Below are 18,126 nucleotides of genomic sequence, written 5' to 3'. Positions count from 1 at the left end.
GTTGGGACTAGCCGCCTTTGGCTGGCTGGGCTGGGCGGCCAGCTCGCCGCCGTCATGCCATGGGCCGAACCGGTCGATGGCCAGCGCGGCCAGCACGATCAACGGCAAGGCGAGGAAGACCTTGCGCAGTCCGGGCCTGCCGGTCTCCTGCGGCTCGGCGGCGCGGCCGAACAGCGGCGCCCCGGCCGGATGTGCAGGCTGCCCTCGCACCAGCCCGGCCCAGAACGCGACCGCGCCGACGAGGCAGGCGAACGCCAGCAGCGAGAAGGCCGCCATCCGCGTCCCCCAGGCCCCATGCATGGCCGTCAAATCCTTGCCGCCCGGCAAGAGATAGAGATGGACCAGGCAAGCCGCAGCCAGGGCCGTCAACAGCACCGCCAGCAACCTGTCGGCGCCCCTGGTCATGGCGCAAGGCTCATGGCCGTGACGCCGCCGACCATGGCATCGGCTTCGATATTGGCAGGCTTTGATCGCATCGAATTCCTCGCCCCGGCCGATCTTACGCAAGGCCGCGGCGGAGTCGAGTGGCCGTCGGTGCGAATGCGCCGTGGGCGCGAACGCACGGAAATGGCTGGACATTCCTTGCTTCGTTCGAGACAAGGCTCGGCCAATCAGGGGAGCGTCCATGACACAGGCGACCAGGCCGGTGCTGACCGGCGGGACGGTAACGCTGAGGCCGCTGACCCGGCTTGATGCGCCGGCGATCCATGCGGGGCTGGAAGACCCGGAAGCCAGGCGGCTGACGGGCACGCACGCCAGGCATACGCTGGCTGAGATGGAGGCCCATTACGCCCGGGCCGAAACGGCAGCCGACCGCTGCGACTATGGCATCATCGCCGGCGGCGCTTTGATCGGCGAAGCCGTGGTGAACGGCATCGACTGGCCGAACAAGGCGGCATCGTTTCGCATCGTCATCTGGCAGGCAACCGCTCGCGCCAAAGGCTTCGGCAGCGCGGCCGCCGCGCTGCTGCTTCGCCACGGCTTCGAGGCACTGGGGCTGAACCGCATCGAACTGGAGGTCTACGCGTTCAACCCGCGCGCCAGACGGGTGTACGAAAAGCTCGGCTTCCGGCTCGAAGGCACCCGGCGCGAGGCCTTGATCTGGGACGGCGAAGCTGTTGACGCCCACATTATGAGCCTGCTGAAGCGCGAGTACCGCGCGGCATCGCCGATGGGCGGATGACTGCGGACCGCGCCGCCAGCCGGCGCCAGGGCACCTACTTCAACTCCACCCAGACAGGCGCGTGGTCGCTGGCGCCATCCTCACCGCGCACGGCACGGTCGATGCCCGCCCCCTTCAGCCGGCGGGCGAGCGTCGTCGACAGCAATATGTGGTCGAGCCTGAGGCCCGCATCGCGCGGCCAGCGGTTTCGGCGGTAATCCCAGAAGGTGTAGAGCGTCTCCTTCGGATAGACCTTGCGCAGCGCGTCAAGCCAGCCCTGATTGATGAGGGTGGCGAAGGCGGCCCGGCTTTGCGGTTGCACCAGCGCGTTGTCGTCGTAGGAGCGGGTGGCATAGATATCGCGCGGCTCGGGCACGATGTTATAGTCGCCGGCCAGCGCGACCGGCAGGCCGGTGTCGAGGAGTTGCGCCGCATGCGCCTCCAGCCGCTTGTGCCAGGCAAGCTTGTACTGAAATTTCGGCCCCGGCTGCGGATTGCCGTTCGGCGCATAGAGGCAGGCGACGACGATGCCGTCGACCGCCGCCTCGATGTAGCGGCTCTGCTTGTCGGCATCGTCGCCGGGCAAGGCATCGCGGGTCAGCACCGGCTCGGCGCCACGCGCCAGGATGGCGACGCCGTTCCAGGTCGGCTCACCCTTCCACACCGCGCCATAGCCGGCATCGGCAAGCGCGGTGCGCGGAAACTGCATGTCGCGCGCCTTGAGTTCCTGCAGGCAGACGACATCGGGTTTCGCAGCCGCCAGCCAGGCCAGCAATTTTTCCAGCCGGCTGTTGATGTTGTTGACGTTGAACGTGGCGAGTTTCATCGGCGGGTCAGGCGGCGGTCCGGCCTGCCCAAGCCTTCGCCGTCTCCGACACCGTCTTCAGATGATCGGCCGTCGAAAATCCGGAAATGCCCTTGCGCGGCTTGAGGTCATGGTCGCCATCCTCGAGCCAGACCAACTCGATCGCATCGGACAACCCATAACCCGCCACCTCGTCGCGCGTGCCGAACTCGTCGCGCGTGCCTTGAAAAATCAGCGTCGGCGTCTTCAGCCCGATCAGATGTTTGGTGCGCAACTGGTCAGGCTTTCCGGGCGGATGGAAGGGATAGCCGAGGCAGACCAGCCCTGAAATCTCGCCCTTGGCGAACATCTCGTCCGCAATCATCGAGGCGACGCGCCCGCCCATCGACTTGCCGCCGATGATGAGCTTGCCCGTCACGCCCCTGGCCCTGAGGTCGGCGATCGCCTTGACGTACTCGGGATTCACCGTCTCGGCGCGCGGCGGCGGCTTGCGGTGGCCGTAGCGGCGCGCCGCCATGTAGTGGAATTCGAAGCGCGCCACCTGGAAGCCGGCCGTGGCCAAAGCCTTCGCTGTAGCGGCCATCGAAGGAGAATCCATCGACGCGCCGGCGCCGTGGGCGAGCAGGATGGTGACGGGAGCGGTGTCGAAGCCATCGAAGAGGAAGTGGGTCATGGGGCGGCTCGCGCGACGGTGACGCTGCAAATCTCCCCTCTGGACGGGGGAGATTGGCTGTTGTCTCGGCCTTCGCCAATCATGGTCACCCCGCCGTCCGCGCAAGCTGCATATCCACGAACTGCACGCCCCTGGCCGCCACGCCGGCCCATTCGGACTCCGCGTCGAGCTCCAGGTAGCGCACCCAGAGACGCCGCGCCTCGGGCAGATTGCCGGCGTCGAATTCCAGCCTCGCCAGGTTGAACACCGGGTCGGCATAGCTCTTGTCGAGCGCGATCGCCTTCTGCAAATGCCGCCGCGCGGTGGCGTCGCGGCCCTGCTCGCTCATGAGCCCAGCGAGGTTGAACCAGGCTTCAACGAAGGCAGGGTCGAGCTTTATCGCCCTGGCGTAGTCATGCGCGGCATCCGCCGCCTGGCCGCCGGCGCGCAGGCAGTTGGCGCGGTTGAAGGCGGCGATGGCGTCGCTCGGGTCGATGGCGAGGCAGCGCTGGTAAAGTGCCGCAGCACCTTCATGATCGCCACCCTCTTCCGCCGCTTCGGCCTCGGCAAACAAATCCTCCAGCGTGTCGTCGCCTTGTGCGGCGGCCCCCAGATCGAACAGCAATTGCCCGTCGAGCTCGCTCTGGCCGCCTTCGAGATAGATCGCGTCGGGACGGCCGTGCTGCGAGCCGACATTGAGCGATTTGGCGGTGAGCGAGGCGACCGGGCCGGAGCGGTGCACGGAGCGCGCGATCGCGCCCCAGGTGGCGCCGCCGGCCACCAGCCCGGCATATTTGCGCGCCAGGATCAGGTCGCGGAAGGAATAGGGTTCGCAATCATGCTCGAAGGCATCGAACAAGGTGAGCAGGTCGAGGTCCGCGCCCGACAGCCTGGATTGCTCGATCAACGATTGCCTGGACAATGACGATGCTTCTGGCGCCTTCATCAGGCCGAGCAGGCGCAAAAAGCCGTTCTCGCTGATCAGCGTGCGCCCGGCCGCGCGTTCGGCAGCGACGCGGCGCTCGATTCCGGCGTCGCCGTTCTTCGTCAATCCGGCCTTGGCCAACACCGTCCGGCCGAACACGACATGCGTGGTGCGTCTGGTGATGCCGCGCCGGAGCTGGCCGTGCTGGCGCTCGACCTCGCGTGCGGCGAGCCGCAGGGGAAACGCCGCCAGCGCGCCGATGGTACCGAAGACGGCCCCGGCCGGTGCCGTCATTTCTTGCTCTTGCCGACCGCCTTGAGCAGACTGGCCTTCAGCGGATTTTCGGGCGCGCCGCCCGCTGCCGCCTTCTTGGCGGCGGGTTTTGCCGCCACTTCATCGGCCTTGCTCTTCGACTTGGCCGGCGGCTTCGACTGCGACAGGCTGGCCTTGAGCGCATCCATCAGGTTGATGACATTGCCGCGCTCGGGCGCGGCCGCGATGATCGGCTTGTGGCCCTTGAGCTTCTCGCGGATCATCGCCATCAGCGCGATCTCGTAGCGGTCCTCGTAATCCTTCGGATCGAAGGTGGTTTCCTTCTGCTTGATCAGCGCTTCGGCGAGCTCGAGCATTTCCGGGTCGGGCTTGCCGGCCGGAATGTTGCCGAAATATTCAGCGGTTCCGCGCACTTCGTTCGGGTTCCTCAACGTGCACACGAACATGCCGTTCTCGCGCGCGCCGATCGTCACCACCCGCTCGCGGCTGGACAGCACCAGCCGCGCGATCGCCAGCTTGCCGGATTTGCGCATGGCTTCGCGCAGCACGGCAAAGGTTTCCTCGGCCATCGCGCCATCCGGCGCCAGGTAATAGGGCGCATCCTGGTATATGACATCGACCTCGCCCTCGTCGACGAAGGCCTCGATGTTCATCGTGTGGTTGGATTCGATACGCACCGTGTCGAGGTCGGCATCATCGATGATGATGTACTGCTTGTCCTCGTACTCGTAGCCCTTGACCAGGTCCGAACGCTCGACGAGCCCGAGTTCGGGATCGACCGGCTTCATGTTGATGCGGTTATGGGTCTTCTTGTGCAGCTGATTGAACGAGATGCGCTCGCTGGTCGTCGTCGCCGGATAGAGCCGGACCGGACAGCTGACGAGGCTGAGCTTGAGATAACCCTTCCAACTTGCCCTGGGCGCCATGATACACTCCTACGCGGCCATGCACTGTCACACCGGTGCAGCGCTTTTCGTCCGCAGGACGAACGAGGCTGCGCAAATCCTACACCGACCCCGCACAATACCGGCAAATCCCTGACGAAATGTTTTAGGGTCCAGAGAGTTCGCGCACAGAGAATAATTCAAATTGTAGGAAGCGTCGATGGACTTGGGTTCCTCTCCCCGTTTCACGGGGGCGAGGAACCCAAGTTCCGAAACGGCAGATCCCGCGCAAAATCCTCGATATCCGCCCAGGGATCGCCCGATGTCTCCAGCAGCCCCGGCAGCGAGGAATAATTCAGATCCTGCGGCGCGTCGATCGCCTCCAGGTCGCTCCAGCTCACCGGCGTCGAGGCCGGCAAATTGGTGCGGGCGCGCAGCGAATAGGGGGCAGCGGAAGTGTGGCCGCGGGCGTTGCGGTGATAGTCGATGAAGATGCGCTTCTTGCGGTTTTCCTTGCCCATGGTGGTGGTGAACGTGTCGGGCGCGGTGGCCGCCAGATGGGTGGAGATGGCGCTGGTCGCCTGGTGCAGCTTCTTCCAGTTCTGCTTGGGTGTCACCGGCACGGTGATGTGGATGCCGTTGCCGCCGGACGTCTTGGCGAACGGCACCAGCCCCAGCCCCTCGAGCTCGCCCTTGATGTGGACGGCGGCTTCCACCACTTCGCGCCAGGAAATCCCCTCGCCCGGATCGAGGTCGAAGACGATCTGGTCGGGCTTGTCGAGGCTGGTGCGGTGCGTGCCCCAGGTGTGAAATTCGACGACGCCGAACTGCGCCAGCGCCAGATAGCCTTTTGCGCCCTCGACCGAAAGATAGGATTTGGTTTCGCCCTCGGAATTGGTCGCCTGGAACGTCACCACCGAGGGCGGCATGCCGGTGAAGGCGTGGCGCTGGAAGAAGCAGTCCTTTGGCAGCCCGGTCGGACAGCGCACCAGCGACACCGGACGGCCGAGGATATGCGGCAGCATGAAATCGCCGACCAGCGCGTAATAGACGGCGATGTCTAGCTTGGTCGGCCCGGTCTTGCCGAACAGCCGCCGCTCCGGATTGGTCACCCAGATCGTGGCGAGATCCGCCTCCGAGATCAGCCGCTTGCGCTTGGCCGAGACCGGCGTCGACAGGCCGACATCCCTGAGACCGCGAAACACGCCATGGCGCAACGCATTGTCCGCCGTGCGGTTGGCATAATGGATGCGCGCCGAAAACAGCGGCTTCACCCAGTGCATCTCGCGCATGACCTCGCGCGGTACGCCTTCTGGCGCCGTGGCGCCGGAAGTCAGCGGCTCCAGCCGGGCGAGCAGGTCGGTCGCCGTCTCGGCATCGAAGCCGGTGCCGACCTTGCCGCGATAGTGCAGTTCGCCTTCCTCCCATTCGGCCATGCCGAGTGCCGCCAGCCCTTCCGCGGCGTCCGAGACCGTGTAACCCGCGATGACGAAATCATCCTTCTGCAGCGCCTTGCTCTTGGTCCAGCTCTTGGTGCGGCCGCTCTGGTAGATCGCCGAGGCGCGCTTGGAAATCACGCCTTCGAGCCCGAACTCCGTCGCCTGGTCGTACAGCCCCTGCCCTGAGCCCTCGACATGGTCGGAGAACTGGATGGCGGAATTCGCCCCGAGCCCGCCAAGCAGCTCGGCCAGCAGCGCCTTGCGCCGGATCAGCGGTGCCTTCAGCAGATCCCACCCGTCGAGATGCAGGAGGTCGAAGGCATAGAAATGCAGCTTGCTGCCGGCGCCCGCGGCCAGCGCATCCTGCAGCAGGGCGAAGCGGCTTATGCCCTTGGCGTCGAGCACGACGATCTCGCCGTCGATGATCGCCTCGCGGCACGGCAGTTTGGCGAAGGCATGCGGCAGGTCGCCATAGCGCTTCGTCCAGTCGATGCCGCCGCGGGTGATCAGCCGCACCTGCCCGTCTGACAGATGCGCCATGGTGCGGTAGCCATCGAATTTGATCTCGTGCAGCCAAAGTTCGTTGGTGTTCTCGGCAGGGCCTTCGCCGCCCGGCGGCCTCGGCGCCTGCGTCGCCAGCTGCGGCTCGATGCGGCTGAGCGCCGGCGCCTTCACCGCGCCCGGCAGTTCGCCGGGTTTCAGGGAGCCCGGCTTTGGCGCGGACGCGGCCGCCGGCTTCGCGGCCGCCGCCAGTTCCTCGATGCGCAGGCCGGATTTCACGCTTTCGGGCCGCGCCTCCAGGATATTCAACGCCGTGTCGGCGGCGAGATCGCGCTCCTTGAACAGCAGCCAGTTCTTCTTGTTCTCGTCCTCGCCGGGCTTGGGCTTCAGGCGGGTCAGCATCCAGCCGCCATTGAGCTTTTCGCCGGCCAGCCGGAACTTGAAAGCGCCGGTGCGCAGGCTCTTCTCGACATCGTCCATCGGCGCCCAGGTGCCGGTGTCCCAGACGATCATCGGCCCGCCGCCATATTCCCCCTCGGGAATGACGCCCTCGAAATCGATATATTCGAGCGGATGGTCCTCGGTCTCGACCGCCAGCCGCTTGTCGGCTGGATTGAGCGAGGGCCCACGCGGCACCGCCCAGCTCTTCAGCACGTCGCCGACCTGCAGGCGCAGATCATAATGGTCCGCGGTGGCGTGATGTTTGTGGACGACGAAGCCGTTGCCGTCGCCGCTGATCAGCCCGCCGGCCGGTTCCGGCGTTTTGGAGAATTCGCGCTTGGCGCGATAGGATTTGAGTTTGGCGGGAGCGGGCATGATCAAGCACCGCAGCCCTTGGCAAGCAGGAGCAACCGCCGCGTTCCGGAACGGATGGAAGTCACGCTCTCAATCGTCGGCGGCCGGCGTCAGCTCGAGCTCGGCCGGCGACAGGCCCTGCTGCAGCTGGGCGAGCCGGAACTCGTCCACCCAATAGGCCTCGCCGTCGACCAGCACGCGTGCGCGGTAGGCCCCGTCCGAAAAGCTTTGCGCGGTGATGTAGACCTTGTGGGCGTCGAGCGCCTTGCGCACCGCGGCGCGCTTGGCATTCTGGCTGGTGACGGGACTGAACATGACGCTGCCCTCGGTCGCCCTGACACAGCGGGCGACTGGCTCAAGGATGACGGAGACACGCTGTCCTGTCAATTTCGGGCACGAACACGGCGTGGGACGGCAAAAGATTGCAGACAGTCCGGACCGGAGCTGTTTTCAGCTTGCCGGTCCGGAACCATCCACCGCCTTGTGTCCTTCCCAAGACAGTGGACCAGATATAAGCATCGACGCCGGTCCGCTTTGACATGGATCAAGCGCAGCCATGCAGGATCCGCCGGCGGCCAAGACGGCCATGTGCGGAATAAATTCCGGCACCGGGCCGCGCTGTTGGCTGGCGAAAACCGCGCCTCCCTGTCGAAATGCGCTCCGGGCGAACGACATTGATGCGGCGCCGATGCGGCGCGATCACCTCAAACAGGGAGCACCATTCATGGCCAAGATGCTTGTCATCTACAAAACCCCGGCCGATCCGGCGGCCTTCGAGCGCCACTACCACGACATCCATGTGCCGCTGGCCAAGCAATTGCCTGGACTGCTTCGCTATGAGATCAGCCGGTCGCCCGTCATGAACGTCCTGCCGGGCGAGACGCCCTACAGGGTCGCCATCCTCTATTTCGACAGTCTGGAGGCCATTCGCACGGCCTTTGCCAGCGAGATCGGCCGCGCCTGCGCGGAGGACCGGCGAAAGTTAGCGGGGGATGACGATCTGGTGACGATGCTGCTCTTCGACACCGAGCCGCTGTGAGCCCTCATCTCGCGGCGGGCGACCATCGGGTCCTGCTCCCGAAGCTGCTTCGGGAGCCATTCTTCAATTCTTCAGCCGCCGAAACCGCCGCATCAAGCCCTGCACGGCCTTGTACAGCCCGGGCTTGGAGCGCACGAAAAGCTCGGTCTTCCCGCGCAGCCTGATATAGGCGGTCGAACCTCTTCCGCGCAGCGTCACCGCCTCGCACAATTCGCCCAGCACCGCGCTCGAAGCGCCGATGTGCTGCTTGTAGCCCTGGCTGCCGACCGACAGGTCGAAGCAGTCGAGCCCCTGCGCCACCCCCCACATCATCAGCTTGCCGATCGTCGTCAGGCCCGGCGAGGCGTTGGCCACCGCGTCCTGGTCGATCCCCAGCAGAAGCGCGTGCAAGGTGCCCTTCATCACCAGTACGTACATGACGGCGAGATAGGCGTCACCGACACGCAGTCCAAACAGCCGCACGGAGCCGTCCGACAACCCCTGCAAGGCGGCGTTGCGGTAGAAATCGACGACCGGCGCCTGTGTCAGGAGGTCGAAGCGCCCGAGCTCGCGGAAGCGGTTGAGCCTAAGCTCCAGCAGTGTTGCGAACTGCTCTTCGACCATGTCGGCCGTGTCGGCTTCGACGAGATCGAGCTTGCCCATCTGTTCGAAGCGGCGGCAGTGCTTGTGGAAATTCTTGGCGAAGGACGATTTGCAGATGCGCTTGATCAGTGTCTGCGGATCGCCATTCAGGGCCAGGCTCGAAGCGATCTGGATGGAATCGCGCGTCAGCGAAAGCAGCGCCAGCGGATTGGGCACGCCATGTATCTCTCGCGGAATCCCCACGATGTGGAAGCGGTCCGTCGGCGGCAGCACGGCGCGCACCGCCGCCCAGGCGGCGTCGGCGCTCTGGGTGGTCCAGGGTCTCGCATCGGCCAGCAGCGGCGCCGAATAATCGCACACGCCGCAGCTCAGCCATTCGATCACATGATGGCCCATGGCCCGGCGGCGCATCAGCGGCAACAGCATCACCGGCGCGCCCGTCGCGGCGTCGTTGACCTCGACGACCAGCAGTTCGGCGTTTTTGGGCATCAGCCGATTGGCGATCCCTTCTACCCAGGCAAGGCCCTGATGGCCCGTGCACAAGCCGGTCGCCTCAAGACGCAGCCACAGTGGCCTTACGGAATCGAAGCTTGTGTGTAGCCGCGCGTCAAAATGCGCGACGGCGCCCCAACCGGCGACAATTGGGGAAAGCGGTCGGCCCGGTGCATCCCCCACCGCGACTGTTCGCATTGCATGGCCTGCCACGTACTTCTCCGTCGTTCAGGCCTGCTCTCAACGTCCTCCACGCGAACGCCGCAAACCTCGCATCAGTCTCTGGGCCGCATCGAGCAGCCGTGGTTTGGATCGCACGAAGGCCTCGGTCCGGTTGCGCAGGACGATGGCAGTGCTCGCCGCCCTGCCCCGCATCGTGTATCCATGAGAGAGTTCCACAAGCACCGAACCCTTGGCGCCCATATGTTCCTTGTAGCTCTGGTTGCCGACCGACAGGTCGAAATAGTCGAAGTCTTGCTCGCGGGCCCACCCCATCAGCCTGCCGATGATCGCCATTCCAGGTGAGACATTGGGCACGACACTCTGGTCCATAGCTATCAGCAGAGCATGAACAGTCCCTTGATGGACAAGCAGGTATTGAACCGCGATCAGGGAGCCGCCCACGCGCAGCCCGAAGAGCCGCACCGAGCCGTCCGACAGGCCCTGGATGGCTGCGTCCCGGTAGAAATCGACGACCGCCTCCTGCGTCAGCAGGTCGAAGCGGCCAAGCTCGCGAAACCGGCTGAGCCGCATCCGGACCAGTTCGCCGAAGATTTCCTCCACCTGTTCCGGCGAGCCGGCCTGGACGAGTTCCACGGCGCCGAGCCGTTCGAGCCGGCGCCAGTCCTTGCCGAACTCCTTGACGAAAGATGGCCTGCAGAGACGCTTGAGCACGGTTTCCGGGTCGCCGTCGATGGCGAGACCAAAGGTTGTCTGGACGGAATCGCGTGTGGTCGTCAGCAAGGCCAGGGGATTGGCGACGCCGCTGATCCGCCGCGGTATTCCCGTGATATGGAAGCGATCCGCCGACGGCAGCACGGAACGCACCGCCGCCCACGCAGCCTGCGCCGATTGGGCGGTCCACGCACCCGCATCGGCCAGCAGCGGTGCCGAATAGTCGCACACGCCACAGCTCAACCACTCGATCACCCGATGCTGGAAGGCTGAGCGCAGCATCAGCGGCACCAGCATCAAGGGCGCGCCCGTCACCGCGTCGTTCACTTCAACGATAAGCGGCGCCGCGCCTGCCGGCATCAGCCGCGCCACGATCCCCTCGACCCACGCAAAATGCTGGTGGGCGGTGCAGACACCGTCCATTTGGAAGCGCAGCCACAGCGGCCTGACCGCTTCAAGGCTTGTGTGCAATCGCGCCGTGTACGCGTCGTTCGCGGGGACCGTCACGGGACGGGACGCTTGCCCCGCGGGCAAGCCGTCATCGACCGTAGCAATTTGTACCGCCTGGCCAGCCACATCCATCTCCTATCGCTTTACCGCGGCGAACGAGACCGCCCGCCGCCAGGAGCCCAAACGGCTGTTACGCTGCTGGTCCGGATGCTCGATGTTCCACATGCGGTGATGCGCGAAATACCACGATGCCGCCAGCACGAAGGTCTCGGAGACCGCGGAGCCCAGCAGGGCCCATGGTGGGGACGCGACGGCCAGCAGGATGGCGATCAGTGCCAGCCCGATGATGGCGCCGCCCATGGTGATGAAGGCGACGATGCGGAAATCGCCGAAGATCTCCAGGACGATGCGGGGCATGATGTAGAGCATGATCGGGATGAAATTCGCCGTCACGAAAAGCCCGATGACCCCGACCGAGGCATCCTGCAGAGCCTGGGATTTGATCATCGGCAGGACGAACAGGATGGCGCATCCATAGGCCAGGCCGCCGAGCCCCATGACCACCGACCAGATCTTCGCCTGCGACCAGACGCGGCGCGTTTCATTGCGCCGCATCAGCTTGGCGAGCTCCGGCTGCGTCATGTTGACGAAAGCAAGGCTGATGATGCGCAGCGGCGCGAACAGCACGATCACCGCCGCCAGCGGCGCGTAAGCCGCGGGTCCGGCAATGCCGGCGACCAGCAGCGCCAGGCATTGTCCCTGGATGTTGGTGGTGGTCGCGCTGAAGGCCGACCAGCACAGCTGGCGCCAGAGCCTGGTATAGCGCCGCCGCGTCGGCATGCGGAAGCTGATGCGAAGCGTGCGGGGCGCCAGCCGCGCCAGCACGAGGATGCCGATCACATTGGCCGCGGCAAGGGCATAGAACACGGTCTGCAGCGCGGCCTCGGCGAACCAGATCGCCAGGCCGGCGAACACGGTGCCGGCGATTGTGAAGGACGCGTCGCTGACGGAGACGATCACCTGCTGTCGACGCGCGAAGAATGCCGTGCGCATATGGCTGCGCAGCGACCAGGCACCGACGAAGCAGCCGGCCGCAATGCCGCTCGGGTCGCCCAGGAGGCGCATCACGACAGCCGTGCCGACGGCCATCAGCAGCGCCACCACCAGCGCCGCGGATCCGAAGGCCACGTCATGGGCATCGACGCCGGCGCTGTTGGTGCTCTTGCCCATCCATATCGAGGCCGGAACCGCGGTCAGCGACCTGATGTAGGACAGGCCGACGCCGCCCATCACCATGGCGATGGCGAAGAGGCCGTAGCCTTGCGCCGACAGCATGTGCAGCAGCGCGATGTTGAGGGCGAAATGAAAGCCGCTCTGCATCGCCTCGCCGCCGATCATCAGCACGAGACGCCGCACCAGGTGGAGGGGGAACTTCACGGCCGTGTCTCCGCCTGGCGGGTGCTGGCCGTCCGGTCCGGCCTTGCGATGGCAGCCTTCAGCTTGTCGGCGGCGATGGCCGCGATCGCGGCCGCGGCGACCGGTTCGCTGAACACCGTCTCGTAGCGCTTGCGCCCGGCGGCGACGAAACCGCGCCAGGCCTCAGGAGCGAGGATGATCTGCTGCAACTTCGCCGCCAACGCCGCTGCGTTGCCTGGTGGAACATGCCAGCCGGTCTCGCCGTCAGCGACCACTTCGACCAGCCCGCCGATCGCCGACACCAGTGGCGGCCGGCCATGGGCCATCGCCTCGATGGCGACACGGCCGAGCGATTCCGGACGCCGCGACGGCACGGTGACGATGTCGGCCCAGCGGTAATGCTCCGTAGGGTCCGGTATGAAGGGCAAGGCGCTGACCTGTCCGGCCAGCCCCATGGTTTCGACCAGTTCCGCCAGCGCGCGTTCGCGCTCGACGCTTTCGAAGGCGCCGCCGACCAGCCGCACCTCGATCCTTGACCTCAGTTCGGCCGGCAGTGAGGCGATCGCCTCCAGAAGCACTTCCTGGCCCTTGATCCGGTTGACGCGGCCAAGCAGCAGCACCCGCAGCGGGCGCTTGCCGTCATAGGTCATCGCCTCCGCCGCCGCCGGACCGGCAACGCCATTATAGACAACGTAGGAGCGCGCGGATCTCGGCTCGCCGAAGGTGTCGCGCGTCGCTTTCGAGTTGAAGATGAGATCGGCATGGCTCCAGTGCATCAGCCCGACGAGGATCCGGCGCAGCACACCTTCGGGAATTTCATGGATGTGCAGCAGCGCCTTGGCAGGCAGCAGGCGCGAGGCCAGCGCATAATCGGCGACGATCGAGGTGTTGACATAGACGAGGTCGAAATCGCGCAGGCGCCGCCATGCCCGCCACAGAGCGACCGGCAGCCGCGCCATCTCGATGGTCGCCAGCCTCAGCATCGCCTGGCGCCTGAGCACCCAGAGCGGCTCGAAGACGATGCGGCTGGCATGAGGCTGCAGGATTTCGACGATCGGTCCGCCGCGCGGCAGGACGACTTCGATGTCGGCCAACGGAAACGCGGCGCGCAGCGCCGCCACGCTCTCCGCGAAGCTGCGGTCGGAGCCGTAGAGTTCGTACCCCTGATGGATGCAGGCAATCCGCATCTTCACGCGCATCTTTCTGCCAGGGGTGGTGTGACGATTCCGCCGCCTGACCATTACCGGCGACCGGAAACGTCAAGCCCAACACCCCCTTTGGACTTCACTGGTTTCAGTGCGGTCATGAAACGGATCTGGATCCGGTCCACCACACCAACGCTGCGCGCCTTCCGCCGATTCCGGCGCGCAGAAGTCCATCAGCAAGGTTCATGCCGGGCTAATATATCCATTCGCGGGCCGACTGGCCCCGGCATCGCCTCGTTTCGGTACACATACGTTCGGAAGGTTGACCGATAGTGAAACAACTCCGGCAGTTGGAACAAATATTTTACAACCCCGATGCGACAATGGCCGGAATCAGGCCTGGCAGGCATTTTGCAAGGCCGCGGTTTGAGACGGGACAGCCTCCCACAGCGGATCGGACGGATTTGAAAACGCCAGCCATGATACCGGAACAGCCTTCCATCCTGATCCTGGGGACGCGCGGCATCCCCGCCGCCCATGGCGGCTTCGAGACCTTCGCCGAGAAACTGGCACTTTTTCTGGTCGCACGCGGCTGGAAGGTCGGCGTCTACTGCCAGGAAGAGGTCGAGCGGATCGACCAGAGGGTGCGCCTCGACAGCTGGCGCGGCATCGATCTCATCCACGTCCAGGTTGCCTCGAAAGGCCCGCGCGCGACGCTGGAATTCGACTGGCAATGCGTGCTCGACGCCGCGCGCCGGCCCGGCGTCTGCCTGGTGCTCGGCTATAATGGCGCGGTCTTCCTGACCTGGCTCAGGCTGATGCGGCGCAAGGTCATCACCAACATGGACGGCATCGAGTGGCGCCGCCCCAAATGGGGTCGCGCGGCGCGCACCTGGTTCTGGCTCAATGAGTGGATCGGCGCCTGGGCTTCGCACCGCCTGGTCGCCGACCATCCGGTCATTGCCGATCACCTGGCGACGCGCCGGCCGCGCAGGGCCATTTCCACCATCGCCTATGGCGCCGATCCGGTGACATCGGCACCCGAAGCGCCGGTGCGCGCGCTGGGCCTCGAGCCCGGAAGATACCTGATCTCCATCGCGCGCATCGAGCCCGACAACAGCATCCTGCCGATAGTCGAAGCCTTCTGCAGCCGCAAGCGCGACATAAAGCTGGTGGTGCTGGGCACGCTGTCCGACCAGATCCCCTATCATGTCGCCGTCCGCAAGGCAGCGAACGCCTCGGTGGTGCTGCCCGGCGCCATCTACGACCAGGCGGCGGTGAAGGCGCTCCGCTATCATGCGCGCGCCTATATGCATGGCCACACGGTCGGCGGCACCAACCCGTCGCTGGTCGAGGCGCTCGCCGCCGGCAACATGGTGATCGCGCACGACAATCCCTACAACAGATGGGTCGCCGGGGCCGCAGCCATCTATTTCACCGACACGCGAAGCTGCGCCGAGCGGATGCAGCAGGCGATGGAGGACGACGCGCTGGTCAATGCCTGCGGCGAAGCCGCCAGGACACGCGCCCGTGAAGCCTTCCGCTGGGAGGATGTGCTGCTGGCCTATGAGAATGAAGCCTACCGGCTTCTCGGCGTCACGTCAGCCCGAACGGCCGCGATCGACCGCCCCTCGCCCGGCGCGGTATGACGGGCTGGTCGCGCCGGCGGCTTCTCACCAACGCGCTGTCGACGGCGCTGGTGCGCGCCGCTGCATCGCTGGCGCCACTTTCCACCCCGTCCGCTTTTGCCGCCAATGGCGCATGGCGTTTCCGCCGTGGTGTCAACGCCTGGCCGTGGTTTGCGCTGACACGCGAATTTCCCGCCCCGCGCACCGACTATGCCTGGCCGCCCTTCCAGTCGCAGCGCCCGGTACCGACCCCTGACGACCTTGGTCGGCTGCGCGCCACCGGGCTCGACTTCATCCGCCTCCCCGTCGATCCCGGCCCGTTCCTGGCCGCCGACACCGCCACACGCGGCAAGCTGCTGGACATGCTGGACGCCGCCGTAAACGCCACGCTCGACGCCGGCCTCGGCATCATCGTCAACGTCCAGGCCAATGGCGCCACCCATTACTGGAATCCCGACCGCATGGTCTCCAGCACCGCCGCGCCCGAATTCGAGGCCTATCGCGCCCTCGTCGGCGAGCTTGCCGGCCGGCTGGAGCGGTTCACGCCTGATATGGTGGCGCTGGAGCCGGTCAACGAGCCGCCGCAGTCCTGCGATTCCAACGTCTGGTCGAACGTCCAGGCAGCCCTGCTGACGGCGGCCAGGACGTCGTCCCGGACCTTGCCGCTGATCGTCACCGGCGGCTGCGGCTCGATGGTGAGCGGGCTGGCGGCACTCGATCCGGCGCCGTTGGCGGCCTTCGAGCCGATCCTGTTCACCTTCCACTTCTACGAGCCCTATCTGTTCAGCCACCAGGGCGCGCCGTGGATGCGCGAGCCGGTCTATCGCGCGCTGAACAATGTGCCGTGGCCGGCCTCCGCCGGCTCGCTCGACGCGACGCTCGCCTCCGTCAGGGCGCGCATGGCGCGGGATACGGAGACCTCGGAAGCCGACAAAAAGGCCGCCTATGCGGAAACCGAGCGCGTGCTGAAGGTCTATTTCGACGCCAAGCCCGACCGCTGGTTCATCGACAAATATCTCGGCCAGGCGCGTGCCTGGGCCGATGCCTACGGCATTGCGCCGGAGCGTGTCATCATGGGCGAATTCGGCGCGCTGCGCACCGACGCGCGCTACACCGCCGCCCCCAACCCCGACCGCGCCCGCTACATTGCCGATGTCCGGCAGAGCGCCGAGTCGTTCGGCTTCCCCTGGGCCTTCTGGGACCTCTTCGACGGCATGGGCATGATGGACGACACCACGCGCGCTCTCGACCCGGCAATGGTCGACGCGCTGGGGTTGAGGATGCCGGCGCAATAGCGACCTTCGCAACGCGGGGAAGCCGACGTTAACGCCGCGGCGGCAGGCCCTGTCGCAGGCGATCGCCCGGTCCGCGCACGCCTTGCCCCATCACCCTTGCCGGCCGGTACAGCACCAGCGCGATCACCACGAATTTGGTCATCAGCGTCGTCTTCGACGCCAGGCTTTCGGAGGTGTTGAGCAGGATCAGCCAGCCCAGCATGGTCAGCCAGATGCCGGAATGGCAGCGGCGTGCCACCTCGTGCATGAACAGGGCGAAGCCGACGAACAACAGCAGGGTGAAGAAGGCGCCCTGGTAGAGGATCAGGCGGATGATCGGGTTCTCGATGCCCTGCTCGAGGCCGCTGATGCGGCGCAGGCTCTCGATCAGATCGATGTCGGGCCCCACGATCAGGTCGCGCAGGTCGAAATGGCTGAACAGATCGAACATTTCGACACGGGCATTGGCGCTGCCGCTATCCGACACGAAGCGCTCGAGCAGCGCGTCGAAGAATCCTAATGACGCGGCGACCACGATGACCACCGGCACCAGCGCGGCAAGGATCAGGCCAAGCGCCGCGCCAAGCAGGTTGACGCGCCCGGTGCGCAGGCCGCGCAGGCCCTGGATGAGCAGGTAGCAACCGCCGAGCACGAGCGTCAGCACCATCGCCGAGCGGCCGCCAAAGGCGACGAGTGCCGCCAATTGCAGGCCGATCATGCCTAGCCGCAGCGGCATGGACAGCGATCTCGAACCGGAGAGCAGCGCCAGCACATAGATCGAGGTGACCGTGGCATTGGACAACGGATGGCCCTGAAGCGCCGTCGAGCGCAAATCGGCCATGAACACCACGCCATCGAGGCGATAGGGGAAGATCAGCGTCTTGGTGGCGAACTCGAACAGAGCGAGCAGCGCGTTCACGGTCATGATGGCGTGAACGACGGTCTGCATCCGGGCGAATGTCCTATCGTCGTCCTCGCCCAGCATCATCACCAGCAGCGCCGGCGCCACGAAAGTGTCGATCATGCCGGCCATGCCGGGACGCTGCCTGGCGATGACGACGACCAGCAGCACGATCGAGATGACCGCCATCAGCGTGCTGGCCGGCCGCCTGTCGGCGACGGCCACCATGTAGCCGACCGGATTGCCGAAGGTGCAGGCACGCCAGGCAAACACCAGCACGAGCAGATAGGTCGAGGGATGGATCTTCGTCGCCGGATTGCCGGTCAGGCCATCGTAATTGTAGCCCACCAGCCACAGCATGCCGCCGGAGATGGCGAACAGCAGCGCCACCGTCGCGACCAGGCCGAAGCGCGTGATCCAGTCGACGGAATCGCCGGCGCGAGCTTGACTGGAACCGGCCCAGCCGGCAGCCCGGGCACCGGTCCCGGTCGCGGCCATGTCAGGCCGCCTCGTCGACCAGCAAGGCGCCGGTCGGCAGCCGCCCCATGACGGAAATGGCCTGCGAGGCCGCCGTGACGTCGCGCATCGGCGTCGAGTTCAGCGTCGCGACCATCACGATCTCGTCGACCATGGCGACCAGCGGCGAGGCGTTGAGATTGTCGGCCAGCGCGCCGCCGTCGACGACGACGAGGTCGAAGTTGCGCCCCGCCTGGGCCAGCATGTGCTGCGTGAAATAGACGCCCTGCGCCTCGGAGAAGGCGGCCTTTTGCCGGCCCCTGCCCAGCACCGCGACATTGCTGCCGGCGGTTTGCTGGCTCAGCGCTTCGAAGGCATATTCGCCGCGCAGCACGTCGAGCAGGCCGGGCTGC

General features: G+C 65.9%; 15 protein-coding genes and 2 pseudogenes. 4 read left to right on the top strand and 13 right to left on the bottom strand.

The features are described 5' to 3' along the window. A pseudogene (locus tag C1D09_RS18315) lies at positions 1-405 on the bottom strand (WD40 repeat domain-containing protein); the annotation flags it as partial. Positions 406-646: 241 nt separating this feature from the next. Between C1D09_RS18315 and C1D09_RS18310 the strand changes: the two are divergent. Beyond that, positions 647-1,183 (top strand): GNAT family N-acetyltransferase, encoded by a 537-nt coding sequence (locus C1D09_RS18310; RefSeq protein ID WP_208760401.1) that lies wholly within the window; start codon positions 647-649, stop codon positions 1,181-1,183. A gap of 34 nt (positions 1,184-1,217) precedes the next feature. Here C1D09_RS18310 and C1D09_RS18305 read toward each other — a convergent pair whose 3' ends face one another. From C1D09_RS18305 to C1D09_RS18280, 6 genes are all read right to left on the bottom strand, one after another. After that, complete coding sequence (locus tag C1D09_RS18305; RefSeq protein WP_143975638.1) at positions 1,218-1,988, bottom strand: exodeoxyribonuclease III; 771 nt, start codon at positions 1,986-1,988, stop codon at positions 1,218-1,220. A 7-nt stretch (positions 1,989-1,995) separates the two neighbouring features. Then, complete coding sequence (locus C1D09_RS18300; protein ID WP_143975637.1) at positions 1,996-2,640, bottom strand: alpha/beta hydrolase family protein; 645 nt, start codon at positions 2,638-2,640, stop codon at positions 1,996-1,998. An 85-nt stretch (positions 2,641-2,725) separates the two neighbouring features. Next, positions 2,726-3,838: a tetratricopeptide repeat protein gene (locus tag C1D09_RS18295; protein WP_143975636.1), complete on the bottom strand. Its 1,113-nt coding sequence runs from the start codon at positions 3,836-3,838 to the stop codon at positions 2,726-2,728. Next, positions 3,835-4,743, bottom strand: coding sequence for a non-homologous end joining protein Ku (gene ku / locus C1D09_RS18290; RefSeq protein ID WP_010910647.1), 909 nt, complete (start codon positions 4,741-4,743; stop codon positions 3,835-3,837). The genes C1D09_RS18295 and ku overlap by 4 nt, the downstream gene beginning before the upstream one ends. A 203-nt stretch (positions 4,744-4,946) precedes the next feature. Continuing rightward, on the bottom strand, positions 4,947-7,457 hold the full coding sequence (ligD, locus tag C1D09_RS18285) for a DNA ligase D (protein ID WP_143975635.1): 2,511 nt from the start codon (positions 7,455-7,457) through the stop codon (positions 4,947-4,949). Between the two features lie 69 nt (positions 7,458-7,526). Beyond that, positions 7,527-7,751 carry a hypothetical protein gene (locus C1D09_RS18280; RefSeq protein WP_142876868.1) on the bottom strand — a complete coding sequence of 75 codons (225 nt, stop codon included), beginning with the start codon at positions 7,749-7,751 and terminating at the stop codon, positions 7,527-7,529. Between the two features lie 409 nt (positions 7,752-8,160). On the opposite strand from C1D09_RS18280, the gene C1D09_RS18275 reads away from it, so the two are divergent. Further along, on the top strand, positions 8,161-8,475 hold the full coding sequence (locus C1D09_RS18275) for an EthD family reductase (protein WP_143975634.1): 315 nt from the start codon (positions 8,161-8,163) through the stop codon (positions 8,473-8,475). A 63-nt stretch (positions 8,476-8,538) separates the two neighbouring features. On the opposite strand, the gene C1D09_RS18270 is transcribed toward C1D09_RS18275, so the two are convergent. The 4 genes from C1D09_RS18270 to C1D09_RS18255 are packed head-to-tail and all read right to left on the bottom strand — an operon-like array spanning position 8,539 to position 13,496. After that, entirely contained in the window at positions 8,539-9,762 is a 1,224-nt protein-coding gene (locus C1D09_RS18270; RefSeq protein ID WP_143975633.1) for a GNAT family N-acetyltransferase, read from the bottom strand. Positions 9,763-9,789: 27 nt separating this feature from the next. Further along, positions 9,790-11,025: a GNAT family N-acetyltransferase gene (locus C1D09_RS18265; RefSeq protein ID WP_167514668.1), complete on the bottom strand. Its 1,236-nt coding sequence runs from the start codon at positions 11,023-11,025 to the stop codon at positions 9,790-9,792. A gap of 3 nt (positions 11,026-11,028) precedes the next feature. After that, entirely contained in the window at positions 11,029-12,330 is a 1,302-nt protein-coding gene (locus tag C1D09_RS18260) for an MATE family efflux transporter (protein WP_167514667.1), read from the bottom strand. Continuing rightward, positions 12,327-13,496, bottom strand: coding sequence for a glycosyltransferase family 4 protein (locus C1D09_RS18255; protein WP_143975640.1), 1,170 nt, complete (start codon positions 13,494-13,496; stop codon positions 12,327-12,329). The genes C1D09_RS18260 and C1D09_RS18255 overlap by 4 nt, the downstream gene beginning before the upstream one ends. Positions 13,497-13,933: 437 nt before the next feature. On the opposite strand from C1D09_RS18255, the gene C1D09_RS18250 reads away from it, so the two are divergent. Beyond that, the gene (locus C1D09_RS18250) at positions 13,934-15,103 is read left to right on the top strand and encodes a DUF1972 domain-containing protein (RefSeq protein WP_143975631.1); all 1,170 of its coding nucleotides are present in this window, start codon (positions 13,934-13,936) and stop codon (positions 15,101-15,103) included. Beyond that, positions 15,100-16,377: a glycoside hydrolase family 5 protein gene (locus C1D09_RS18245; protein ID WP_143975630.1), complete on the top strand. Its 1,278-nt coding sequence runs from the start codon at positions 15,100-15,102 to the stop codon at positions 16,375-16,377. The genes C1D09_RS18250 and C1D09_RS18245 overlap by 4 nt, the downstream gene beginning before the upstream one ends. Before the next feature lie 28 nt (positions 16,378-16,405). Here C1D09_RS18245 and C1D09_RS18240 read toward each other — a convergent pair whose 3' ends face one another. Further along, a complete protein-coding gene (locus C1D09_RS18240) occupies positions 16,406-17,755 on the bottom strand; it encodes a VpsF family polysaccharide biosynthesis protein (protein ID WP_143975629.1) in 1,350 nt (449 codons plus the stop codon). Position 17,756: 1 nt separating this feature from the next. Next, positions 17,757-18,126, bottom strand: a pseudogene (locus tag C1D09_RS18235) (tyrosine-protein kinase family protein); the annotation flags it as partial.

The organism is Mesorhizobium intechi (assembly GCF_002879535.1).
In the GTDB taxonomy this organism is placed as follows: domain Bacteria; phylum Pseudomonadota; class Alphaproteobacteria; order Rhizobiales; family Rhizobiaceae; genus Mesorhizobium; species Mesorhizobium intechi.
Note: the sequence above shows the minus strand (reverse complement) of the source record. Positions and strands in the feature narration are given on the sequence as shown.

Coding starts and splice junctions, on each gene's coding strand:
- C1D09_RS18305 (WP_143975638.1), bottom strand. CDS start 1,988: ATGAAACTCGCCACGTTCAACGTCAACAACATCAACAGCCGGCTGGAA.
- C1D09_RS18300 (WP_143975637.1), bottom strand. CDS start 2,640: ATGACCCACTTCCTCTTCGATGGCTTCGACACCGCTCCCGTCACCATC.
- C1D09_RS18295 (WP_143975636.1), bottom strand. CDS start 3,838: ATGACGGCACCGGCCGGGGCCGTCTTCGGTACCATCGGCGCGCTGGCG.
- ku (WP_010910647.1), bottom strand. CDS start 4,743: ATGGCGCCCAGGGCAAGTTGGAAGGGTTATCTCAAGCTCAGCCTCGTC.
- ligD (WP_143975635.1), bottom strand. CDS start 7,457: ATGCCCGCTCCCGCCAAACTCAAATCCTATCGCGCCAAGCGCGAATTC.
- C1D09_RS18280 (WP_142876868.1), bottom strand. CDS start 7,751: ATGTTCAGTCCCGTCACCAGCCAGAATGCCAAGCGCGCCGCGGTGCGC.
- C1D09_RS18275 (WP_143975634.1), top strand. CDS start 8,161: ATGGCCAAGATGCTTGTCATCTACAAAACCCCGGCCGATCCGGCGGCC.
- C1D09_RS18265 (WP_167514668.1), bottom strand. CDS start 11,025: ATGGATGTGGCTGGCCAGGCGGTACAAATTGCTACGGTCGATGACGGC.
- C1D09_RS18255 (WP_143975640.1), bottom strand. CDS start 13,496: ATGCGGATTGCCTGCATCCATCAGGGGTACGAACTCTACGGCTCCGAC.
- C1D09_RS18250 (WP_143975631.1), top strand. CDS start 13,934: ATGATACCGGAACAGCCTTCCATCCTGATCCTGGGGACGCGCGGCATC.
- C1D09_RS18245 (WP_143975630.1), top strand. CDS start 15,100: ATGACGGGCTGGTCGCGCCGGCGGCTTCTCACCAACGCGCTGTCGACG.
- C1D09_RS18240 (WP_143975629.1), bottom strand. CDS start 17,755: ATGGCCGCGACCGGGACCGGTGCCCGGGCTGCCGGCTGGGCCGGTTCC.